This is a genomic window from Bradyrhizobium sp. Ses1 (assembly GCF_059512365.1).
The window spans coordinates 63,341-85,709 of the sequence record NZ_JCAMOQ010000012.1 but is presented as its reverse complement, the minus strand read 5'-3'; the positions used below and the strand labels follow the sequence as shown (position 1 = coordinate 85,709).

The window sequence follows — 22,369 nt, the reverse complement described above, 5'->3', positions numbered from 1 at the left end:
TCTGTACGTCATGCCCGGGCTTGACCCGGGCATCCATCAATCTCCCGCAAAGAAGTCCTTGTTGGCGATGGATTGCCGGGTCAAGCCCGGCAATGACGGCTGTACGTCACGGCGTTACATGCACCGAGTTTTCCGCCCGCCATTGCGAGGAGCGAAGCGACGAAGCAATCCATCCATCCGCGAGCGTGGATGGATTGCTTCGCGGAGCCTGTCATCGGGCGCGCGTACGCGCGACCCGTTGGCTCGCATGACGCTAGTCGTCAAACATCTTCGGCGGCACGAAGCCGCCGAATTCGCGCTCGATCAATTCCGCCAGCTTCAGCGGCGTGCGGTCTTCCAGCCAAGGCCCCACGATCTGCACGCCGACCGGCAATCCGTCCGGCGCGAAGCCGGTCGGAATCGCCGTTGATGGAAGCCCAGGCAGCGTCGCGATTCCGGGCCAGGCGAGCTGGTCGGGATAGGCATATCCTTTGCCGTCAATCATGATGCGGCGCTTCTCCTGCTCGGGTGAATGGTCGTGCGGATAGGCCGGCGTCGGCATGATCGGGCAGATCACGGCGTCGAAGGTCTTGAACAGTTCGCGCCATTGCGCGCGGAGCCGGGTGCGGCCGCCGTCGGCCATCACCCAGTCGCGATGATTGAGCGCGATGCCGCGCAGCCGTTCGGCGGCGAGGCTGGTATCGCTCTCCGGTAGAGCCGCGGCGGCCTGCTTGGCCCCCTCATAGAGGTCGGGCGCGAAAGAAGCGGCGAGGAACGACATCAGTATCCGCATATAGAGCCGGCTCGATGCAGCGAAGTCCGGCAACAGCTTGCTCTGGCGCTCGACCTTGACGCCTGCCTTGGCGAGGTTGGCGGCGAGCTTTTCGATCGAGCCGCGTACCACCGAATCCGTTGGCATCACCGGGTCAGTATCGATCAGCAGCACGCGGAAGTCTTTCAGCGCGGCATGTCGCGGCGCCGGCAGTTCGAGCCGGTAGGCGCTGGAGTCGAGCGGATCGGGGCCAGCGATCGCATCGAGCAGCAACGTCAGATCGGCCGCGCTACGCGCCATCGGGCCGATCACCGAGAGATCGCGATTGAATGGCAGCGGCGGCAGGGGAGGGGGCGTGTGACCGCGCGACGGCGCCAGTGCATAGGTCGGCTTGTGCGCATAGACGCCGCAATGAAATGCCGGTACGCGCAATGAGCCGCCGATGTCGGAGCCGAGCGAGAGCGGGCCGTAACCTGCGGCGAGCGCGGCCGACGATCCGCCGGACGAGCCGCCCGGCGTGCGGCCGAGGTCGTAAGGGTTGTTGGTGGTGCCGTAGATGTCGTTGTAGCTCTGCCAGTCGCCGAGGACGAGCGGCACGTTGGTCTTGCCGAGGATCACCGCGCCGGCATCCTTGACTCGCGCAACCGAGAGTGCGTCCTCGGTCGGCGTGAAATTCTTCTGTTCGGGAATGCCCCAGGTCGTCGGCAGGCCGGCGATGTTATAGGACTCCTTCACCGTAATGGGGATGCCGAGCAGCGGCTTTTGTTCGCCGCGGGCAAGAGCTGCGTCGGCGGCGCGCGCCGCTGATAGCGCGCGATCGAAATCGCGCACGCAGACCGCATTGATCTTCGCATCGTGACGCTCGATCCGGCCGATCGCATCCTGCGTCAGTTCGACCGCGGACACCTGCTTTGCGGCGAGCGCCGCCGATATCTCGACCGCAGTCTTGAAACTCCATTGCGATTTGGCCAAGGCAGACTCCCGATGTGATGACTGGTCCGGCAGGGATGATGATTGCTTTGCCTGAGGCCCGCAAGCGTGAGGCATCACACATCATCGCGACGCGCGATCATCGCCGATCTGACAGCACCGATGCTTGACAGGAATTGCTAGAGCATGATCCGGAAAAGTGGACACCGGTTCTCCGAAAAAGATCATGCTCAAACAAAGAGCTAGAGCGGGATGACGATTCGAAGAAAAGTCATCGCGCTCTAGGCTGCGCCGATCAAAATGCCGACACCGAGCACGATCGCGCCGCCGAGCACGATCTGGAATACTGCCTGTAGGAACGGCGTATCCATGTAGCGCGAGCGGATGAAGGCGATCGCCCATAATTCGAAGAACACGATGATGCTGGCGATTGCGGTCGCAATCCAGAACGCGTTGGGCCACGCATCGGGAACGAGATAGGGCAGGGTGTGGCCGAGGCCGCCGAGCGTCGTCATCAATCCGCAGGTGATGCCGCGCAGCCACGGCGAGCCGCGTCCGGTCAGCGAGCCATCGTCGGACAGCGCCTCGGCAAATCCCATGCTGATGCCGGCGCCGATCGAGGCGGCGAGGCCGACCAGGAAGGTCTGCCAGTTCTGGTGGGTGGCGAAGGCGGCGGCGAACAGCGGCGCCAAGGTCGAAACCGAGCCATCCATCAGTCCGGCAAGCCCGGGCTGCACATATTGCAAGACGAACATGCGCCGCCGCGTCCGGTCTTCCTCGGCGCGCACGTCGGGCTTCAGGATATCGTCAGTGAGCCGGACGGCGAGGTTCTCGTGGTGTCGCTCTTCTTCGGCGAGATCGCCGAGCAGGCGGCGCACGCCGACATCCTGGGCCTGTTCGGCGGCCTTGGCATAGAAGCGCTCGGCCTCAAGCTCCATGGTCTCGACTTCCTTCCGGATGGTGTCGAGCGGCAAGTTCTTGGTCAGCCAGATCGGGCGGCGGCGCAGAAAGCCCTTTACGTTCTCGCGGCGGATCGGCGGCAGATGCGGGCCGAAACGCTGCTCGTAGAGTTCGAGCAGCCGGTGCCGGTGGCCGCGTTCCTCCTCAGCCATCTGCTCGAAGACCTTTGCGGTATCTGGATAGCGTTCGGCGAGATCCTCCGCGAAGGTCATGTAGATGCGGCTGTCCTCCTCCTCGGAGGCGATCGCGACCGCCAGCACTTCGCGCTCGGTCAGATCGGCAAAGTTCTTCACGGAGCCGCCTTCTCACTCAATTTAGAATTATTCTAAATTAGGCGGCCTTGGCTACCGCGTCAATCACCTTCCGCCGTGCGCGTTGCGCAGAAATGCGAGCAGCAGCCGGCTGACCTCCGCCGGCTGCTCCTGCTGCACCCAATGGCCGGCGCCATCGACCAGATGGCAGCCGATCATCTTGCTGCAGGCCTTCGACTGCATCGCCTCGAACACGCCGGGCCGCTGGTAGGTGCCCCAGTCCTGCTTTCCGGAGATGAAGCAGGAGGGCACGTCGATGGTGCGGCCCGACCATGTCTGCAGCTCCGGAACGAAGGCGCCGGAGGTGCCGCAGCGATACCACTGCAGTCCGCCCTGGAAGCCGTTGCGCTCGTACTCGGCGCTGTAGAACGCAAGCTCGTGATCCGGCAGCCATTGATTGGCGGCGATCTCGGCGGCCGACGGCATCTCTTTCGCCACAGTGGCGGCCATCCCTTCGGCAAGATCCATGATGTAATAGGTTGGCAGTTTCGCCAGCTCGCCCGCGGACCAGGACGCTAGCGGATAGGGCTTGTTGCCTTTCCAGTCCGCGCTCTTGTGGTGGTAGTAGGCGCGCAGGAAGTCATGCACGCCCTGCGGCGCGCGGTGCATGTCGGGATTGGCCTCGCGGGTCGAGTAATACCATTGGTAATTCTTGCGCGGCCGCGGCAATGCCGCGAGCTCACGATGCACCGGGTCCTCCACAGCCGGCTTCGCCGGCGCATCCGCGGTGTTGAACGGCAGCGACGGCGGGCCGCCGAATGGCGCGCTCATCATCGTCACCGCCCGGAACACGTCCGGCCGGATCAGCGCGCACCACGCCGCGACCGATGAGCCGAAATCATGCCCGATCACGGCATCGACGCTTTTGTAGCCGAACGCCGACACCAGCCCCAACGAATCGCGCACCAGATTGGTCAGGCGGAACGAGGCGAGATCGCCGTCATAGTCGCCATCCCAGCCGGTGGTGCGGCCGTAGCCGCGCTGGTCCGGCGCGATCACGTGGTAGCCGGCCTCCGCCAGAACAGGCATCACCTTGCGCCAGGAAAAAGCCAGTTCAGGAAAGCCGTGCAGCAGCAGGAGACAGGGCCGGCCTTTGGTTTCGAAACCGGCCTCGAGCACATGCATGCGCAGGCCGTTGATGTCCTCGACATAGCGGGAGCGTATGCCTGAGGGGAGCGGAATGTCGGGGAGAGTGCTCATGGCGTTTCCATCCACGTCTTGTCATGTGCGCGACTGTAAAGACGTGGATGCGCAGGACAAGCCTGGACTGCCGTAGGGTGGGCAAAGCAAAGCGTGCCCACCATCCACATTCGGTGCAAGAAAGGTGGGCACGCTGCGCTTTGCCCACCCTACGACAACACTACAACTACACTCTTATGCCTTCGCCGGCTTCGGCCAGTAGCGGTCGCGGAGGTGGCGCTTGACCAGCTTGCCGGTCGGCGTGCGCGGCAGCTCGGCTTCGAAATCGATCGAGCGCGGGCATTTGATTGCAGACAGCCGTGATTTGCAGAAGGCGATCAGTTCGGCCTCCAGCTCCTTGCCGGCCGCAGCCATGTCGTGCGGCTGCACCACGGCCTTGACCTCCTCGCCCATCTCATCGTTAGGCACGCCGAACACCGCAACGTCGGAAACCGCAGGATGCGTGATCAGCACATCCTCGGTCTCCTGCGGATAGATGTTCACGCCGCCGGAGATGATCATGTAGCTCTTGCGGTCGGTGAGATAGAGGAAATCTTCCTTGTCGAGATAGCCGACGTCGCCGAGCGTCGACCAGCCCTTGGCGTTATAGGCGCGCTTCGTCTTCTCGGGATCGTTGTGATAGGTGAATGCTGGCGCATCGGCGAAATAGACCGTGCCGATCTCGCCGGGCGGCAATTCCTCGTCTTTCTCGTCCAGGATCTTCACCTTGCCGACCACAGCGCGGCCAACTGTGCCGCGGTGCTCCAGCCATTGCTGCGAGGTTGACACCGTGACGCCATTGCCCTCGGAGCCTGCGTAATATTCGATCAGGATCGGCCCCCACCACTCGATCATCTTGGCCTTGACGTCGACCGGGCAGGGCGCGGCGGCATGGATCGCGCCCTTCAGCGAGGAGACGTCGTAACGCGTGCGCACCTCGTCCGGCAGCTTGAGCATGCGCACGAACATGGTCGGCACGAGCTGCGACTGCGTCACCTTGTGCTTCTCGACCAGCTTCAGGAATTCCTCGGCGTCGAAGGATTCCATGATAACAGAGGTGCCGCCGAGCACGATCGCCATCATGTTGAAGCGCAGCGGAGCGGCGTGATAGAGCGGCGCCGGCGACAGATAGACGGTGTCCGCGTTTATGCCGCACATGTCGGCGCACAGCACCCGCAGGAACGGGTTCGGGACGTCGATCGGGTTACCCTCGAACTGCTTCTTGATGCCCTTGGGCCGGCCGGTGGTGCCGGAGGAATAGAGCATGTCGTAGCCGGCGATTTCGTCCGCAATCGGTGTGGTCGGCTGCACGATCGCTTCCTTGTCGAAGGAGCGGAAGCCCGGCAGCGGCTCGTCCAGCATGAACCACAATGGTTCGCCCGGCTCGCCCTTGATGAGGCCCTTCACCTGCTCGGCGCATTTCGGCGAGGTGATGAAGACCTTGGCGCCGCAGTCCTTGATGATGTAGGCGATCTCGTCCTGCTTCAGGTAGCGGCTGATCGCGGTGTAGTAGAGGCCCGCGCGCTGCGCCGCCCAGCAGATCTCCATGAAGGCGAGCCGGTTCTCCATCAGAAAGGCGATGTGGTCGCCGGCCTTCAGTCCGAGCGAACGGAACAGATGTGCGCACTGGTTCGAGAGCTCGTCGAGCTCGCGATAGGTGATCGCCTTGCTGGTAGCAGCCATCCGATAGGCGATCTTGTCCGGATGCGTGCGAGCGTGGATGGTGGGGTGGGTCACGAACGTTTCCTTGGGGATCGTTTCTGTCGTCCCCGCGAAAGCGGGGACCCATAACCACTGATCGTGGTTTTAAAGTTGGGCTGGAGCCCCAGCCGGGCATAACCACGAAACCCTGTGGTTATGAGCCCCGGGTCAAGCCCGGGACGACACCTTTTGCGTGGTTGCTATAGCGACCAAACGGGCGCGGCTTACAGCCGCTCCACGATCGTCACATTCGCCATGCCGCCGCCTTCGCACATGGTCTGCAGGCCGTAGCGCTTGTTGCGCTGCTTGAGCGCATTGATGAGCGTCGTCATCAACTTGGTGCCGGAGCCGCCGAGCGGATGGCCGAGCGCGATCGCGCCGCCATTGACGTTGAGCCTGGTGGGATCGGCGCCGGTGGTTTTCAGCCACGCTGTCGGCACCGAGGCAAAGGCTTCGTTGACCTCGAACAGGTCGATGTCGTCGATTGTCATGCCGGCCTTCTTCAGCGCGCGTTCGGTAGCGGGCAGCGGCGCCTCAAGCATGATCACGGGGTCATGGCCCAGCATGCTCATGTGGTGGATGCGCGCCAGCGGCTTGACGCCGAGCTGCTTCAGCCCCTTTTCGTTGACGACGAGCACGCCGGAGGCGCCGTCGCAGATCTGGCTCGAGCTCGCCGCCGTCAGCTTGCCGTTCTCGGCGATCAGCTTGACGCCCTTGATGCCCTCGCGGCTGGCATCGAAGCGGATGCCTTCGTCGATGTGATGGGTGTCGGTGGTGCCGTCGGCGCGGGTGATCTGCACCGGCACGATCTCGTCCTTGAAGTGGCCGGCCTGGGTTGCCGCAATCGCGCGCTGGTGGCTGTTATAGGAATACTCATCCAGCTCGTCTTTGGAGAGGCCGTATTTCTCCGCCATCATCTCCGCGCCGGTGAACTGGCTGAACATGATGTTGGGATAGCGCTTCTCGATGTTCGGGCTCTTGTAGTAGCCGAAACCGTTCTTCTGCGGCAGCGACGAGGCAAGGCCCATCGGCACCCGTGTCATCGATTCCACGCCGGCGGCGATCACGATGTCCATCGAGCCGGACATCACGGCCTGTGCCGCGAAATGCAGCGCCTGCTGCGAGGAACCGCACTGACGGTCGATCGAGGTGCCGGGCACGCTTTCCGGCAGCTTCGAGGCCATCACCGCGTTGCGCGCGATATTGTTGGATTGCTCGCCGGCCTGCATCACACAGCCCATGATCACGTCCTCGACCAGGGCGGGATCGGCGCCGGAACGTTCGACCAGCGCGTCCAGAACGGTCGCGGCCAGGTCGGCCGGATGCCAGCCGGCAAGAAGTCCCCCCTTGCGGCCGCCGGCGGTGCGAGCAGCGGCGACGATATAGGCCTCGGCCATGCTTAGTCTCCCTTAAGTGTTCTGGATGGGCGTTTCAAAGATGGCGGGATTAAAAGGGCGGCTACGGTTTTAGTCAATCAATCAATTAACTCTTGAGGTCAGGCGCGGCATCGGGTTATCTGCCAGGCGGACGTTCCGGCAGGGAAGATGGCAGCACAGCTAAATACCAGTATACCAACGCGCCTTCCGGCGGGCAGAAACGCCACGGCGGAAAAGCTATTGGTCGCCGCGAGCGAATTGATGATCGAGCGCGCTTCGATCGACGTGTCGCTGTCCGACATTGCCCAGAAGTCCGGCGTCAACGCCGCGCTGGTGAAATATCATTTCGGGAACAAGGACGGGCTATTGCTGGCGCTGCTCGCGCGCGATGCCGCAACCGAGATGTCGCAGCTCGAATATCTGGTCGCGCAGCCGATCGCGCCGACGGCCAAGCTGCGGCTGCACATCGCTGGCATCATCCGCGCCTATCACCAGTTCCCCTATATGAACCGGCTGATCCATTATCTCCTGCACGAGAGCAGCCCGGAGGCCGCCGACGAAGTGTCAAAATTCTTCATCGCGCCGCTGCTGGATTTCCATCGCCGCCTGCTCGACGAAGGCGTGCGAGCCGGGGAATTTCGCGAGGTCGATCCGGTGCTGTTCTACACCAGCCTGATCGGCGCCTGCGATCACCTGTTCTTCGGCCGCCACGCGATGTCGCGCGCGACCGGCGTCGGCCCGGTCACCGACGACGTTTGCCGCGAATACATCAAGCATATGGAAGCGCTGATCTTCGGCGGCATGCTCAACCCTTCAAAGCAAGGTGCTGCAGCCGAGTGACCTTCGAGTTCTGGAAGTCCCAAGTCTAGAGAAAGAAACGCCCAAGGAAAGGTTGTACCCATGCAGTTGAAAGACGTTGCTGTTCTCATCACCGGCGGTGGCTCCGGCCTTGGTGCCGCCACCGCGCGCGCCATGGCCGCCAAAGGCGCCAAGATCGGCGTGCTCGACCAGAACAAGGAGAACGCCGAGAAGGTCGCGGCGGAGGTGAAGGGCGTCGCGCTTCATGCCGACGTCACCAGCGAGGAGCAGGTGAAGGCCGCGATCGCCAAGGCGGAAGCCGCGCACGGCATCGCGCGCGTGCTGATGAACTGCGCCGGCATCGGCGGCTCGCAGCGCATCGTCGGCAAGGACGGCGTCTATCCGCTGGAGAAGTTCACGCGCATCATAAATGTCAACCTGATCGGCACCTTCAACGTGCTGCGCCTGTTCGCGGAGCGGCTCGCCACGGCGCAGCCGATCGGCGAAGAGCGCGGCGTCGTCGTCAACACCGCCTCGGTCGCAGCCTATGAAGGCCAGATCGGCCAGATCGCCTATTCCGCCTCGAAGGGCGGCATCGTCGGCCTCACCTTGCCGGCGGCCCGCGACCTCGCCAGCCTGAAGATCCGCGTCAACACGATTGCACCCGGCATCTTCTTCACCCCGCTTTTGATGGGTCTGAACGAGGAGGCGCGCAAGAGCCTCGGCGCCCAGGTGCCGCATCCGGCCCGCCTCGGCGAGCCCGACGAATATGGTGCGCTGGCGGTGCATATCGTCGAGAACGCAATGCTCAACGGCGAAACCATCCGTCTCGACGGCGCCATCCGCATGGCCCCGCGGTAGGCTTCCCTTCTCCCCTTGTGGGAGAAGGTGGCGCGGATGAAATCCGCGACGGATGAAGGGTTCTCTCCCGCTGGCAACCCCTCACCGTATCGAATGCAGGGCTGGTGCCGGCGTAGCCCTCTCCCACAAGGGGAGAGGGCGCAGTAACTGGCATCGCGTTCGGGTGAAGCAGGAGTTAAGCGTGTCGCAACCGCTTCTGATCGAACATCACGACGGCGTCGATCGGGTGACGCTCAATCGCCCCGAGAGCCTGAACGCGCTCGATCCCTCGCTGATCGATGCGCTGAATGTCTACTTCCAGGGCCTGCAGCGCAACCGCGACAGGCGTGTCGTGGTGCTGAAAGGCGCGGGTGAGAATTTCTGCGCCGGCCTTGACCTCAAGCACGCGATGCAGCGTCGCGCCGGGCAGCAGGAGCCGCCTGGGGTCACCGAGTCGCTGGACTCGCAGCGGCGCATCGCTGACATCGTGATGCTGATGCGGCGCTGTCCGCAGCCGATCATTGCGCTGATCCAGGGCGCGGCCGCCGGCGGCGGCTTCGCACTGGCGCTCGCTTCCGATATCCGCATCGCGACCAGATCGGCGCGAATGAATTGCGCTTTCATCAAGCTCGGCCTTGGTGGCTGCGATATCGGCACCAGCTATTTCCTGCCGCGTCTCGTCGGCGTCTCTGTTGCGTCCGAACTGATCCTCACCGGCCGCTTCATTGGTGCGGAGCGCGCGCTCGCGGTCGGCCTTGTCTCCGAGGTGGTGGAAGAGGGCAGGCTTGATGCGGCCGACGAGCCTTATATCGAGGCGATGCTGACGGCGTCGCCCGTGGGCCTGCGGCTCTCGAAGGAATGCCTCAACATGAGCGTCGATGCCGGATCGCTGGAAGCTGTCATCGCGATGGAGGACCGCAACCAGGTCCTGTGCAGCCGTTCAGAAGATTTTGCGGAAGGTATCAGGGCCTTTCTCGAAAAACGAAAGCCTGTGTATATCAGGCGATAGCAACAAAGATCCGCAAAGGACAAGAAATTCCGGGAGACGCAAAATGAGTGGGAGTGCAGCCGCGGTGCTGGAAAAGCCGGGCTTTCGCAAGATCGAATGGCTGCCGCGCGACATCGCGATCGAGCGTCGAGACGACGGCGCGATCGTCCTGAAGTCGCGCATTCCGCTCAGCCCCTACGAGAAGCATATTCCAGCTTCGCTCGCGAAATGGGCGAAGCAGGCACCGGAGCGGACCTGGCTCGCCCAGCGCACCGGCCCCGAGCGGCAATGGCGCAACCTGTCCTACGCCGAAGCCAAGCGCACGGTGGATGGGCTCACGCAAGGCCTGCTCAATCTGAAGCTCGATGCCGGCCGTCCGGTCACGATCCTATCAGGGAATTCGATCGAGCACGCGCTGATGACACAGGCGGCGATGCAGGCGCGGCTGCCGGCGGCGCCAGTGTCGCCGGCCTATTCGCTGATGAGCCAGGATCATCTCAAGCTCAAATATTTGTTCGACCTGGTCAAGCCGGCCGTGATCATGGTGCAGGACGGCCCGACCTTCGAGAGGGCGCTGCGCACGCTTGATCTTGATGGCGTCACCGTCGTTCACGTCGCTCGCCGTTGCGATGGCATCAAGAGCGTCAATTTCGCCGAGCTGGCGGCAACGCCGGTGACGGACGATGTCGAAGCGTCGATCGCGCAGATCACGCCGCAAACGGTCGGAAAGCTATTGTTCACCTCGGGCTCGACCGGCATGCCCAAGGCCGTCATCAACACCCAGGAGATGATGTGCGCCAATGCCGCGATGATGATGCAGGTGCGGCCACGCGATCCCAATGGTCCGCTCGCGACTTTTCTGGACTGGATGCCCTGGAATCACACCATGGGCGGTAATGCGCTGTTCAACCCGGTGCTGATCGATGGCGGCACGCTCTATATCGACGACGGCCGGCCGATGCCGGGCCAGTTCGACGAGACCATCCGGAACCTGCGCGAGATCTCGCCGACCTATTACGCCAACGTCCCCGCCGGCTACGCCGCACTGGCGGCGGCGATGGAAAAGGACGATGTGCTCTGCCGCAGCTTCTTCAGGAATCTTTCCGTGATGGCTTATGGCGGCGCGCGGCTGCCGGATGATCTCTACGATCGGATGCAGGCGCTTGCGGTCCGCACCACTGGCGAGCGCATCGTGTTCTATACCGGCTGGGGCTCGACCGAGACCGCGCCGACCTCGACCGGCACCTATTGGGACACCGAGCGCGTCGGCCTGATCGGGCTGCCATTCCCCGGCGTCGAGCTGAAGATGGTGCCGTGCGGCGCGAAATATGAGTTGCGTCTGCGCGGCGTCAACGTCACGCCCGGCTATTTCGGCCAACCCGAACTCACCAGATCGGTGTTCGACGAAGAAGGCTTCTACTGCATCGGCGATGCCGGCGTGTTCGTCGACCCCGAGGATCCCGTGCAGGGCATCATCTTCGCCGGCCGCGTGGTCGAGGATTTCAAGCTCACGACCGGCACCTTCGTGCATGTCGGCTCGCTCCGCACCGATGCGATCGCGGCGGCAACGCCTGTCGTGCACGACGCGCTGGTGGCCGGGCAGGATCGCCCCTTCATCGGCCTGCTCGCCTGGCCCAATCTTCATGCCTGCCGGCAGCTCATCGGCGATCCCAACGCTACCTTCGAAGACGCTGTGAAGCATCCCGAGGTGATCGCCTGTTTCAGGCGCGGGCTGGAGGCGCACAACGCGTCCGTCGCCGGCGCCAGCAGCCGGCGTATCTCGCGCGCGATGCTGATGGTCGAGCCGCCCTCGATCGACGGCAACGAACTCACCGACAAGGGCTACATCAACCAGCGCGCCGGCCTCGAGCGTCGCGCGGCGCTGGTGGAGAAACTCTATGCCGACGGGCCCGATACAGATGTGATCGTGCTGCAATGAACACGACGCTCTTTCCACTCGTCATTCCGGGGTGGCGCGCAGCGCCGAACCCGGAATCCATTTCTCCGCTTGCGCACGCGGCGCGATGGATTCCGGGTTCGCGCTTCGCGCGCCCCGGAATGACAGTCTCTTGTCACGCATCATCAACCCGAGTGAAACGCCATGAATTTCGATTTCTCCGACGAACAGAAGCAGATGCGCGACGAGGCGCGGAAATTCCTTAGCGAGCAATGCCCGCCGAAAGCGGTGCGCACGGTGCTCGACGGCAAGGCAGCCTACGACAAGGAGCTCTGGAAGGGCCTCGCCGAGATGGGTTTCCTCGGCGTCGCGATCCCCGAACAGTTCGGCGGCGCTGGCGCGGGCCATCTTGAGCTCTGCGTGATCGCGGAGGAGATGGGCCGGGCGCTGGCGCCGGTGCCGTTCTCTTCGACCGTGTATCTGGCGGCCGAAGCCTTGATGCTCGCCGGCAGCGATGCGCAGAAGCAGAAATGGCTGCCGAAGATCGCCGCAGGCGAAGCCATCGGCACGCTGGCGCTGTTCGAGGGCAAGGGCAATCCGTCGCCGAAGGCGATCAAGCTCACTGCGGCGGGCGCAGCGCTCAACGGCACCAAGAAGCCGGTGCCGGACGGCGCCATCGCCGATTTCGCCGTGGTGGCCGCGCGCACCGGCTCGACCGGACGTGATGCCGATATCTCGCTGTTCCTCGTCGATCTCAAGGGGAGCGGCGTCGAGGTCAAGGAATTGACCAATCTCGATCCGACCCGCGGCCAGGCGGAGCTCACTTTCACCAACGCCAAGGCCGAGCCGCTCGGCGCCACCGGCGAAGGCTGGGGCATCATCACGCAAGTGCTCGACCGCGCCGCGGTGCTGCTGGCCTTCGAGCAGGTCGGCGGCGCCGACCGCGCGCTGGAGATGGGGCGTGACTACGCGCTCGACCGCATCGCCTTCGGCCGCCCGATCGGCTCGTTCCAGGCGGTGAAGCACATCCTGGCCGACATGTATGTCTCGGCGACGCTGGCGCGTTCCAATTGCTACTACGGCGCCTGGGCGCTCTCGACTAACGCCGCGGAGTTGCCGGAAGCGGCCGCCGCGGCGCGGATCAGCGCGACGCAGGCGTTCCAGCACTGCGCCAAGAACAACATCCAGGTCCATGGCGGCATGGGTTTCACCTGGGAGTTCGACTGCCACATGTACTACCGCCGCGCCAATGCCACCGCGCTCGGCCTTGGCAGCCTCTCTTATTGGGAGGACGCCCTGATCGACCGCATGCGCAAGAAGAACGCGGCGTAAGTCGTAATGACCGTAGGATGGGTAGAGCGAAGCGAAACCCATCAAACCAGTGGCGGCAAATGATGGGTTTCGCTGCGCTCTACCCATCCTACGACGCCACGAAACACGGCCGAGGATTTTAGAACATGAATTTCGACGACACCCCGCAGGAAGCCGCGTTCCGCGCCGAGGCGAGAGCCTGGATCGCGGCGAACGCGCCGAAGCAATATGAGGAAGAGCTGCGCAAATCCTCGCTCGGCCGCGTCCAGCTCAAGAATGCCAACATCCTCGAGGTCGCAAAGGCCTGGCAGAAGAAGAAGGCGGATGCCGGCTGGGCCTGTCTGCACTGGCCGAAGGAATATGGCGGCCGTGGCGCCTCGCCGATCGAGCGCGTGATCTGGCAGCAGGAGGAGGGTCCGTTCGGCAGGCTCAGCGCGATGTTCATCATCGGCCACGGCATGTGCGGCCCGACCATGATGGCGTTCGCCCGCGAGGAGCATAAGCGCCACTATCTGCCGCCGCTGGCCGCGGGCGAAAAGATCTGGTGCCAGCTCTTCTCCGAGCCCGCAGGCGGGTCCGACGTCGCGGGGCTTCGTACCCGTGCGGAGAAGAAGGGCGACGAGTGGATCATCAACGGCCAGAAGATCTGGACGTCGGGCGCGCATTATTCCGACTACGGCATCCTGCTGACCCGCACCGATCCGACCGTGCCCAAGCACAAGGGCCTGACGATGTTCTTCCTGGACATGAAGAGCCCAGGCGTCGAAGTCAGGCCGATCAAGCAGGCGAGCGGGCAGTCCGACTTCAACGAGGTCTACTTCACCGACGTCAGGATTCCGGATCATCAGCGGCTCGGTGAGGTTAATGACGGCTGGAATGTCTCGCTGACCACGCTGATGAATGAGCGCATGTCCATCGGCGCCGGCGTCTCGACCGGTTTCCCGGAACTGTTCGAGTTCTGCAACAGCTTGAGGCTGGAGGACGGCCCCGCGATCGAAGATCGCAGTGTTCGTTCAAGGCTTGCAAACTATGCGGTCAAGGCGAGCGGGTTGAAATACACCAGCATGCGCGCGATCTCGGCCCTGTCGAAGGGCGAGCGGCCGGGCCCGGAGAATTCCATCGGTAAATTGGTGGCGGGATCGATGATCCAGGAAGTCGCGATGTACGCGCTCGACCTGCAGGGCGCCGCCGGCGTGCTGACCGGGACGGATGCGGAACTCGCCGGCAAGTTCCAGGCGATGCTGCTGCGGGCGCCCGGCACCCGCGTCGAGGGCGGCACCGACGAGATCATGCGCAACATCATCGCCGAACGGGTGCTGGGATTGCCAGGTGATATCAGGGTCGACAAGGACGTGCCGTTCAACCAGATACCGACGAAGGGAAGGTCCTAGACCCTCATCCTGAGGAGCCCGCGGAGCGGGCGTCTCGAAGGATGCAGGCCCGCCTGGGGCCTCATGGTTCGAGACGGCGCTGCGCGCCTCCTCACCATGAGGGTTGATAGAGAACAAGAATAGAGATTGAGAGGTCCGCCATGAACTTCGACGATACCCCGGAGGAAGCCGCCTTCCGCGCCGAGGCGCGCAAATGGGTCGAGGCCAACGCGCCCAAGGAGTATGAGGCGGAGCTGTCAAGGTCGTCGCTCGGCCGTATCCGGCTGGAGAAGGCCGAGATCGTCGACGTCGGCAAGGCCTGGCAGAAGAAGAAGGCAGAGGCCGGCTGGGCCTGCCTGCACTGGCCGAAGGCATATGGCGGCCGCGGTGCTTCGCCGATCGAGAAGGTGATCTGGCAGCAGGAAGAGGGCATCTACGGCAAATTGACCCAGCCGTTCCAGATCGGCGAGGGCATGTGCGGCCCAACCGTGATGGCCTATGGCAGCGAGGAGCATAAGCGCCGCTATCTGCCGAAGCTCGCTTCGGGCGAAGAGATCTGGTGCCAGCTCTTCTCCGAGCCGGCCGGCGGCTCTGACGTCGCAGGGCTGCGCACGCGCGCGGAAAAGCAGGGCGACAACTGGATCATCAACGGCCAGAAGATCTGGACCTCGGGCGCGCACTATTCCGATTACGGGCTTTTGATCACGCGCACCGATCCCAACGTGCCAAAGCACAAGGGCCTCACCATGTTCTTCCTGGACATGAAGAGCAAAGGCGTCGAAGTCCGCCCGATCAAGCAGGCCAATAGCATGCAGGAGTTCAACGAGGTCTATTTCACCGACGTCGTGATCCCGGACAGCCAGCGGCTTGGCGCGGTCGGCGACGGCTGGAACGTCTCGCTGACCACCTTGATGAACGAGCGTATGTCGATCGGCGCGCGGCTTGCGACCGGCTTTCCGGAAATGTTCGAGTTCTGCTCGAATTTGATGACGGAGGACGGGCTTGCGATCGACGATCCCGCCGTGCGCTCGAAGCTCGCGAGCTGGGCCGTGAAGGCAAGCGGACTGAAATACACCAGCTACCGCGCGATCTCTTCGCTCTCCAAGGGGGAGCGGCCGGGACCGGAGAACTCGATCGGCAAGCTCGTCGCGGGCACCATGCTGCAGGACATCGCGACTTACGCGATGGACCTCGAAGGCGCCGCCGGCGCGCTCACGGGCGCTTCGGAGGAAGTGGCAAGCGGCCAGTTTCAGCAGATGCTGCTCACCTCGCCATCGATGCGGATCGCCGGCGGCACCGATGAAATTTTGCGCAACATCATCGCCGAACGCGTGCTCGGTCTGCCCGGTGATATCCGCGTCGACAAGGACGTGCCGTTCAACAAGATCCCAACCAAAGGACGCTGACCATGGATGCGAAAACGCCAAGCCCGCGTTACACGACGGAAGATCGCATCGGCGTGCTCGAAGAGCTCCTCAACGAGCGCTACTCCGTTCGCGCCTTCCTGCCGCGCGAAGTGCCGCGGGAGATCATCGAGCATGTGCTCAACGTAGCGCAGCGCACCGCGTCCTGGTGCAACAGCCAGCCTTGGCAGGTCCTGATCGCGAGCGGCGAGGCCAAGGAACGGTTCCGCAAATCGATCTATGCCGAGGCCGCTTCCGGCACCAAGGACGACCATGACTTCGCGCCGCCGCGCGAATATGTCGGGGTTTATCTGGAGCGCCGCCGCGAAAGCGGCTTCCAGCTTTACAACACGCTGGGTATCGCCCGCGGCGACAAGGCGGCCTACGCAAAACAGGCGCTGGAGAACTACAATTTCTTCGGCGCGCCGCATGTCGCTGTTATCCACACCAACGAGCCGCTCGGCATTTACGGCGCGATCGATTGCGGCGCCTATGTCAGCAATTTCATGCTGGCGGCCCAGGCGCTGGGGCTCGGCACCATCCCGCAGGCGGCGCTCGCCCGCCATTCCGGCCTGATCCGCCGTCACTTCAACCTGCCCGACGACCGCCGCGTCGTCTGCGGCATCTCCTTCGGCTACGCCGATCACAGCCACAAGGTGAACAGCTATCGGACCTCAAGGGCGACCGTCGCAGATGCCGTGACCTTCCTGGACGAGTAGTCCGTGATCTCGACGAGGCTCGTTTAACCCGCGACCGATCAGCGGGTGCGCGTCGGTGGTTTCGGTAGCTTGTCAGGGTCGAATTTTGGTGTCGGCCCGATCGGCTCCGGTGCAGGCAGCTGTGGTTCGCTGAGAATCAGAGTCCCTTCAAGGATCACTCCCGGCACCTGCTCGGCGGTCGCTATGTAACGACCCAATTTGTCGGCGCACGTTCCTTCAAGCCGAAGCGTAAGGTCATCGGCGCCGAAGACGGTTGCATGTCCTTCGGTGTGCCTTCTGATCGATAGGATGGCGGTGAAGCGGTCCCCGTCGATTTCGCAGGAGCCGCTATAGGTCGTGATGCTGTCATGACCCCAGATCCTGCCGTCTTCGACATGGGCGATGCCGGTGCCTTGGCCCAGCGAGGTCTTGAACCACGCTGCATAGGTACCGTTTCTGAGCATGGAGGAACCTTCTCGGTCGGTGTTCACAGATGCCCCAGCCGGATCATCGACATGGCTAGCGCTAAAACTTGGTTAACCTCCTTCTCCGGGCGAATCCGGTGAAGAGCTGCGCAGCGGATCCAAGTGCAGCGGACCCAAGTGCAGCCGCCCCAGTCGCCGACCTCGACCGGCTGGTTGCGCATTCCGTGCCACTGACGTTTGCCGGCAGCAGCGCGCCCACGGTCAGAACTTCGCCGGCCGTTTCTCCGCGCGCGCCTTGATGCCTTCCTTGATCTCGGTCCCGCGCAGGCTCTCGCGATGACGGGTGTCGGCGGCTTCCTTGTCGAACTCGCCGTGAGCGAATTCATTGATAGCGCGCTTCATGCCGGCCATCGCGCGAGGCGCGTTGGCGGCGAGCAGGCTCGCGAGCCGGTCGACCTCCTGGTCCAGCTCGCCCTCGGGCACCATGGCGGTGAGATAGCCGATCCGCAGCATCTCCACCGCGCTGATCTTCTGCCCGGTCAGAAACAGCATCTTGGCATTGTTGACGCCGAGCCGCGACACATAACGCCTGATACCGCTCGGGTAATAGTGCAGGCCGAGCTTTGCGGCCGGCATGAACATCTCCGCGGTGTCGACGCCGATGCGGAAGTCGCAGGCAAGCGCCAGATCGGTCGAGCCGCCATAGACGCCGCCGTTGAGCCGGCAGATCGTGGGCACCCGCAGATCTTCGAGCCGGTTGGCCACGCCCTCGAACGCGGAACCGGAGCTCGGCTCGTCGCTGCCAGCACCGGCGCGGGCCGCCACCGAATTGAGATCGTAGCCGGCGGAAAAGGCCCGGCCGGTGCCGGTCAGCACCAGCACGCGGACGGCGGGATCGGCCTCGACGCGGTCGAACAGTCGCACCAGCTCGACCAGATCTTCCGCCTGCAGCCGGTTCATGTGCTTGGGACGGTTGAGGCGGATGGTGGCGCGAGGGCCCGAAATCTCGAGCTGCGGCGGGGTTGCGGTCTCGGCCGCGTCAGACATGGTTTGCTCCATTGTTGGTTCTCCAGCTCGCGCCGGTTTGGCGTCGGTCGTCTCGGCAAGGCCGGGCCTGTCGGCTGCTTCGCGGACGTGGTAATCCACACCGGTTGCCGGAAGGTGCCTTTCCTTGCCCAGCCCGTCAACGACGACTGGCAAATGGCTGCATTCCGCCTCGGTCTCACCCGTCTGGGCATGCCAGGCCGCCCTGGCCGGCGCCTGATTTGCCTGACAAAGTCGTGAGATTCGCGAACAAAAGAGCGACATTTCCCGTATATCAGGGAGAGGCTGCCGTGCGGGGCGGCCCCGGATTTAAGAAATCGCGGCGACATTCACTGCTTAGAAATTGGTTGGTTTCCTATGGATACCTCACATCTTGTTCAGCACGCAGGGACTGCCGGCACGTTGTTCGCGTCGATCTTCGTGATCGCGACCACCACGATGCGGACAATGATTCCCTTGCGCGTTTTCGGCATTCTCGCAAACATTGTCCTGATCATCACAGCCATTCCGATCCATAATTATCTGGTCATTCTGGTCCAGGTGGTCATGCTGCTGGTCAATACCTATCGCCTGCACCAGATGCTGCAGCTCGTCCGCGACGTCAGGAAGTCCGTCAACAGCGATCTCTCGATGGAATGGCTGAAGCCGTTCATGACCGAGCGCAAATGCAGCGCCGGCGAAGTCCTGTTCTACAAGGACGAGAAGGCCGACAGCATGTTCTACATCGTCAGCGGCCGCTTCCGCCTGGTCGAGTCCGGCATCGAGCTGCCGGTCGGCGCCATTGTCGGCGAGCTTGGCATGCTGTCGCCGTCCAACGTCCGCACGCAGACGCTGGAATGCGTCCAGGGCGGCGTCATCCTTTCGGTGAGCTACGACCAGGTCGAGCAGCTCTATGTGCAGAACCCGGCCTTCGGCTTCTACTTCCTCAGGCTTGCCAGCGCGCGGCTGTTCCAGAATATCGATACGCTGGAGCAGCGGCTGGCCCAGCAGGTGGCGGCGGTAGAGCCGAAGCCGGCATGACGAGCGAGAGTGCAACCGTGGCGGACGATGGCATCCTGTCCTCGTTGCGTTATCTGTTCGCCGATTTCCTCGGCGACGATGACGACACACAGCCAGTGCTCCCCGAGGGATTGCCGGAGAGCGTCGCAGCCGTCGCGAGCGATGCCATCCACCTGCTGATCGACTATCAGAGCGCCGGCTATGCGCAGCTCTATGTCGACCGCTTGCGGCGCTTCGTCGGCAGGCGCGACGTCGACGAAGCGATGCTTGCCGAGATCGTGCAGTTGATGATGCAGCGCATGGCCTATGAGGATCCGATCCGGATCGCGCAATTGAAACTGCTCGAGCTCGGCGACAAGGGTGCGCAGGCCGGATCGGTGGATATCAGGAGATTCCGGTTCGACGAACTGGTTGATGCTCTGCCCGCGGCGATCGCCGAGCCGGTGCTCGATATCCTGGAGCGGCTGGGCTGGGCACGAAGGACGGTCAAAGTCCGCTTCTCCACCAAGAACCGCTTCAGCATCCGCCGCCTGAAGCTTGAGGCCGGCCTGAAGCGCTGGCGCCTGTTCTCGATTCGCTACGCCAAGGAGCGGGTCTGGGTGGAGCGCTGGCTGCATATGATCAACCGCAGCCTGGCCAAACAGCCCGCGGCAGCCCTCGCTGTCATCCGGACGGCGACGATGATCGAAGGCTATGGCGCGAGCTACCGCCACGGGCTCGCCGACTGGCACACGATCATCGACGACCTCGCCAAGCCGGCCTTCGATGGCGTGCTCGCCTTGCCTGATCTCGCCGGGGCCATTGCGGAGGCACGCGCGGCAGCGATGCCCGATCCGCGGCAGGCGGCGCTGAAGCGCAAGATCGCGGAGATCCGGGCCCGTCTGCCTGCCGAAGCCAGCGCAGCAGCCGGGTGATCGTTCGATTTATCTGAGCATGATCTCTTTCGGAAAACCGGTGCCCACTTTTCCGGATCATGCTTTATCGCGGGCCGTCCTCGCGCGAGGACAGTTTCGGCGGTTCGTCATAGCCGCGGCGGCTCGAGTAGAACAGGAGTGCCATCAGGCCGCCGCCGATGACAACAGAGAACACGATGCCGATTGCCATGGCTGCATAGCCTTGGCCGGGCATCGCGGCACCCGGCATTGTGAGTCCCTCATAGGCGAAGACGCCAACGGCCGCCAGAATCGCGAGCAAGGCAAGGATGATCGCCACTCGCATGGCTGCTGCCTTTCCTGTTTGGGTAACAAGAGCCGGCAGGCGGGTTGTGTTCCTGCGAAAGCCGTTATTTCGCGGCGGGAGCCAGATTGCTGAGCGACCGCTTGCCCGCGGCGATCAGTTCCGTCAGCGTGGTCTTGCCGCCCTCGGCGGATCTGATGATTCGTCTCGCGATTCTCTTGCGAACCGAGTGCCGTTCGCCATGCTGCGTTTGCTCACATATCCGATCCAAGGCGGCGTTCATGATTGCCAAGGTCTTCGAATCAAATTTGCTCTCGATCATTTGCCCCTCCCTGATCTCATCTCTCATTGGTCGCATCGACATGGCGGACGCTCAGCATGGCGCTGACATCGAGTACATTCTCGGTCTGCCGGGCTTTCTTCATTAACGCATCGCGCTCGCGGCCAAGCGGCAACCGGCGCGCAGCGGCGCGGGCATCGCGGGCGAATTTCTGTAAACGGACCTCGAATGGCTCGGTCGGCCGCGATCTGTTTCGCTTCTTCTTCATGCCGCCTCCGATCTGGAAGCGAAGCTAGTCTGACGCCTGGACAGCGTCCTTAACCTATGAAAGCCGATCAAACCAAAGATGCAAATCTCCGGCGACTGGAACGTTTGCAGCAGTCGAGCGTAAGCCTGTTGCTTCCGCTATCCGTCCCCGGAGGATGGCGGAAGCACTCCGATGACAGGCCCCGGCGAAAGAGATCGTCGGGGCCGTCGAGATATCAGGGAAGCAGCCGATGACGCGTTCGGATCAGGGTATCGTCAGGGACAACAAGGGCGAGGAGCAGCCTGCCGACAAGCGTCGGGCTCAGACCGTTCACAAGACGGATCCGAAGCATTCGGTTTCGAAGGAGGCGACCCGCGATCCCAAGCTCACCGACGACAACAAGACGCCGGGGTCGGGCATGGGCCCCGACGATAGCGGCGACGCGCCGACGGGATAGAAGGACGCGCGTGGCTTTCTTGCGGGGCTGCGCGTGGCGACGGCCTGACACGAAGGGGTCCACTTATCCGGAGCCATCTCGGGAGCCATCGTCAAGTTTGGCGACGATGCGCACCCCCTGCCAGACCTCGACCGTCCCGCCATTGAAGTGCTGGCGTGCCCTGGCGACAGCCTCGTCGTCGGTCTCGCTTTCCAGCTCCATTTGCTTCCGAATGTGGCCGTCGCTTCCCAACAGATAGGCCCGGTATTCCTGCATCACATTTCCCCGACTGCACCAACAGCGATTGTCACAGACAGGGTTCCGCTCGCGCATTAACATGTGCTGGGGTCGTTGAAGAAACTCGCATTTTAGGCGTCACTATCTGCAACCTGATAGAGTATAATATATAATTAGCTACTTGAGGGGGAATAACATAGGTTATTGAAAACGGTCCTATCCTTTACTCGACTTATTAGCGGGGAGACTGTTCCTTTGAGTCCACTCGTTCGTAAGCTTGAGCAGTTTGTGCGGCTGTCGTCGGCCGATCGCGCGTACCTCACCCGCGCGGCATCGGAACGGCTGCGCAAGTTCGGTCCCAGGGTCGATATCGTGCGCGAGGGCGAGAGGCCCAAGGACGTGCAATTGGTCGTTGCCGGCTGGGCATGCCGCTACAAGCAGTTGGAGGATGGGCGACGGCAGGTGGTGTCCTTTTTCCTGCCGGGCGATAGCTGCGATCTCAACGTCTTCATCCTGCGCGAGATGGACCATTCGATCGGCTCGATCACGGACTGCACCATCGCCGACCTGTCGCGCGATTTCTTCGAGGAGATCAGCGTCGGATATCCGCGCATCGTGACGGCGCTCTGGTGGGAAAGCCTGGTTGATGCCGCGATCCAGCGCGAATGGACGTTGAACCTGGGTCAGCGCACGGCGCTGGAGCGCATGGCGCATCTTTTGTGCGAGCTCTTCTTCCGCCTACGCCTTGCCGGTCTCACCAACGGCGACGGTTGCGACTTCCCCCTGACGCAGGCCGATCTCGCCGACGCCAGCGGGCTGTCCAAGGTGCATGTCAACCGCACCCTGCAGGAATTGCGTTCGGCGAATCTGATCGTATTGAAAGGCAGGACGCTTGTCGTGCCGGATCTTCGGCGCCTGATGAATGCCGGCCTGTTCAACGCCAACTATCTGCATATGGAGCGCGAAGGCCGTCAGCTCGATGCCACCGAGTGATGCCGCCCGGTCGGTGATC

23 protein-coding genes are annotated in these 22,369 nt (G+C 63.2%); 12 read left to right on the top strand and 11 right to left on the bottom strand.

The window, feature by feature from the left end; genetic code table 11:
- Nucleotides 1-253: 253 nt before the first annotated feature.
- The 5 genes from AC5ZG5_RS16610 to AC5ZG5_RS16590 form a co-directional block, all read right to left on the bottom strand.
- Nucleotides 254-1,723: an amidase gene (locus AC5ZG5_RS16610; protein WP_456642884.1), complete on the bottom strand. Its 1,470-nt coding sequence runs from the start codon at nucleotides 1,721-1,723 to the stop codon at nucleotides 254-256.
- Between the two features lie 239 nt (nucleotides 1,724-1,962).
- Nucleotides 1,963-2,934 (bottom strand): iron exporter MbfA, encoded by a 972-nt coding sequence (mbfA, locus tag AC5ZG5_RS16605; RefSeq protein ID WP_456642885.1) that lies wholly within the window; start codon nucleotides 2,932-2,934, stop codon nucleotides 1,963-1,965.
- 63 nt (nucleotides 2,935-2,997) lie between these two features.
- The gene (locus AC5ZG5_RS16600) at nucleotides 2,998-4,152 is read right to left on the bottom strand and encodes an alpha/beta fold hydrolase (RefSeq protein ID WP_456642886.1); all 1,155 of its coding nucleotides are present in this window, start codon (nucleotides 4,150-4,152) and stop codon (nucleotides 2,998-3,000) included.
- Between the two features lie 174 nt (nucleotides 4,153-4,326).
- Nucleotides 4,327-5,868 (bottom strand): acyl-CoA synthetase, encoded by a 1,542-nt coding sequence (locus AC5ZG5_RS16595; RefSeq protein ID WP_456642887.1) that lies wholly within the window; start codon nucleotides 5,866-5,868, stop codon nucleotides 4,327-4,329.
- Between the two features lie 188 nt (nucleotides 5,869-6,056).
- Entirely contained in the window at nucleotides 6,057-7,229 is a 1,173-nt protein-coding gene (locus tag AC5ZG5_RS16590; protein WP_456642888.1) for an acetyl-CoA C-acetyltransferase, read from the bottom strand.
- Between the two features lie 147 nt (nucleotides 7,230-7,376).
- Here AC5ZG5_RS16590 and AC5ZG5_RS16585 point away from each other — a divergent pair, with 147 nt between their 5' ends.
- From AC5ZG5_RS16585 to AC5ZG5_RS16550, 8 genes are all read left to right on the top strand, one after another.
- The gene (locus AC5ZG5_RS16585) at nucleotides 7,377-8,048 is read left to right on the top strand and encodes a TetR family transcriptional regulator (protein ID WP_130225867.1); all 672 of its coding nucleotides are present in this window, start codon (nucleotides 7,377-7,379) and stop codon (nucleotides 8,046-8,048) included.
- Between the two features lie 60 nt (nucleotides 8,049-8,108).
- The gene (locus tag AC5ZG5_RS16580) at nucleotides 8,109-8,867 is read left to right on the top strand and encodes an SDR family NAD(P)-dependent oxidoreductase (RefSeq protein WP_028166789.1); all 759 of its coding nucleotides are present in this window, start codon (nucleotides 8,109-8,111) and stop codon (nucleotides 8,865-8,867) included.
- A gap of 181 nt (nucleotides 8,868-9,048) precedes the next feature.
- Entirely contained in the window at nucleotides 9,049-9,855 is an 807-nt protein-coding gene (locus tag AC5ZG5_RS16575) for an enoyl-CoA hydratase/isomerase family protein (protein ID WP_456642889.1), read from the top strand.
- A gap of 43 nt (nucleotides 9,856-9,898) precedes the next feature.
- Entirely contained in the window at nucleotides 9,899-11,773 is a 1,875-nt protein-coding gene (locus tag AC5ZG5_RS16570; RefSeq protein WP_456642890.1) for an AMP-binding protein, read from the top strand.
- A 162-nt stretch (nucleotides 11,774-11,935) separates the two neighbouring features.
- The gene (locus AC5ZG5_RS16565; RefSeq protein ID WP_456642891.1) at nucleotides 11,936-13,063 is read left to right on the top strand and encodes an acyl-CoA dehydrogenase family protein; all 1,128 of its coding nucleotides are present in this window, start codon (nucleotides 11,936-11,938) and stop codon (nucleotides 13,061-13,063) included.
- A 125-nt stretch (nucleotides 13,064-13,188) separates the two neighbouring features.
- Nucleotides 13,189-14,433 (top strand): acyl-CoA dehydrogenase, encoded by a 1,245-nt coding sequence (locus AC5ZG5_RS16560; protein ID WP_456642892.1) that lies wholly within the window; start codon nucleotides 13,189-13,191, stop codon nucleotides 14,431-14,433.
- A gap of 140 nt (nucleotides 14,434-14,573) precedes the next feature.
- Entirely contained in the window at nucleotides 14,574-15,818 is a 1,245-nt protein-coding gene (locus tag AC5ZG5_RS16555) for an acyl-CoA dehydrogenase (protein ID WP_456642893.1), read from the top strand.
- 2 nt (nucleotides 15,819-15,820) lie between these two features.
- Entirely contained in the window at nucleotides 15,821-16,534 is a 714-nt protein-coding gene (locus tag AC5ZG5_RS16550; RefSeq protein WP_456642894.1) for a nitroreductase, read from the top strand.
- A 38-nt stretch (nucleotides 16,535-16,572) separates the two neighbouring features.
- Here the strand turns inward: AC5ZG5_RS16550 and AC5ZG5_RS16545 are convergent, their stop codons facing one another.
- Both AC5ZG5_RS16545 and AC5ZG5_RS16540 read right to left on the bottom strand, forming a co-directional pair.
- On the bottom strand, nucleotides 16,573-16,977 hold the full coding sequence (locus AC5ZG5_RS16545) for a hypothetical protein (RefSeq protein WP_456642936.1): 405 nt from the start codon (nucleotides 16,975-16,977) through the stop codon (nucleotides 16,573-16,575).
- A 222-nt stretch (nucleotides 16,978-17,199) separates the two neighbouring features.
- Nucleotides 17,200-17,985 carry an enoyl-CoA hydratase/isomerase family protein gene (locus AC5ZG5_RS16540; protein ID WP_130226637.1) on the bottom strand — a complete coding sequence of 262 codons (786 nt, stop codon included), beginning with the start codon at nucleotides 17,983-17,985 and terminating at the stop codon, nucleotides 17,200-17,202.
- Nucleotides 17,986-18,339: 354 nt separating this feature from the next.
- Between AC5ZG5_RS16540 and AC5ZG5_RS16535 the strand changes: the two genes are divergently transcribed.
- A complete protein-coding gene (locus tag AC5ZG5_RS16535) occupies nucleotides 18,340-19,002 on the top strand; it encodes a Crp/Fnr family transcriptional regulator (RefSeq protein ID WP_028166780.1) in 663 nt (220 codons plus the stop codon).
- Complete coding sequence (locus tag AC5ZG5_RS16530; protein ID WP_456642895.1) at nucleotides 18,999-19,895, top strand: DUF6537 domain-containing protein; 897 nt, start codon at nucleotides 18,999-19,001, stop codon at nucleotides 19,893-19,895. The genes AC5ZG5_RS16535 and AC5ZG5_RS16530 overlap by 4 nt, the downstream gene beginning before the upstream one ends.
- A gap of 64 nt (nucleotides 19,896-19,959) precedes the next feature.
- On the opposite strand, the gene AC5ZG5_RS16525 is transcribed toward AC5ZG5_RS16530, so the two are convergent.
- From AC5ZG5_RS16525 to AC5ZG5_RS16515, 3 genes are all read right to left on the bottom strand, one after another.
- The gene (locus AC5ZG5_RS16525; RefSeq protein WP_456642896.1) at nucleotides 19,960-20,199 is read right to left on the bottom strand and encodes a hypothetical protein; all 240 of its coding nucleotides are present in this window, start codon (nucleotides 20,197-20,199) and stop codon (nucleotides 19,960-19,962) included.
- Nucleotides 20,200-20,263: 64 nt separating this feature from the next.
- Entirely contained in the window at nucleotides 20,264-20,479 is a 216-nt protein-coding gene (locus AC5ZG5_RS16520) for a hypothetical protein (RefSeq protein WP_028166777.1), read from the bottom strand.
- A gap of 16 nt (nucleotides 20,480-20,495) precedes the next feature.
- The gene (locus AC5ZG5_RS16515; RefSeq protein ID WP_208828270.1) at nucleotides 20,496-20,705 is read right to left on the bottom strand and encodes a hypothetical protein; all 210 of its coding nucleotides are present in this window, start codon (nucleotides 20,703-20,705) and stop codon (nucleotides 20,496-20,498) included.
- 229 nt (nucleotides 20,706-20,934) lie between these two features.
- Here AC5ZG5_RS16515 and AC5ZG5_RS16510 point away from each other — a divergent pair, with 229 nt between their 5' ends.
- Nucleotides 20,935-21,141, top strand: a complete 207-nt coding sequence (locus AC5ZG5_RS16510; protein WP_028166775.1) for a hypothetical protein — start codon at nucleotides 20,935-20,937, stop codon at nucleotides 21,139-21,141.
- A 63-nt stretch (nucleotides 21,142-21,204) separates the two neighbouring features.
- On the opposite strand, the gene AC5ZG5_RS16505 is transcribed toward AC5ZG5_RS16510, so the two are convergent.
- The gene (locus AC5ZG5_RS16505) at nucleotides 21,205-21,396 is read right to left on the bottom strand and encodes a hypothetical protein (protein WP_456642897.1); all 192 of its coding nucleotides are present in this window, start codon (nucleotides 21,394-21,396) and stop codon (nucleotides 21,205-21,207) included.
- A gap of 216 nt (nucleotides 21,397-21,612) precedes the next feature.
- On the opposite strand from AC5ZG5_RS16505, the gene AC5ZG5_RS16500 reads away from it, so the two are divergent.
- Entirely contained in the window at nucleotides 21,613-22,350 is a 738-nt protein-coding gene (locus AC5ZG5_RS16500) for a Crp/Fnr family transcriptional regulator (protein ID WP_028166773.1), read from the top strand.
- The last annotated feature ends 19 nt before the right edge of the window (nucleotides 22,351-22,369 follow it).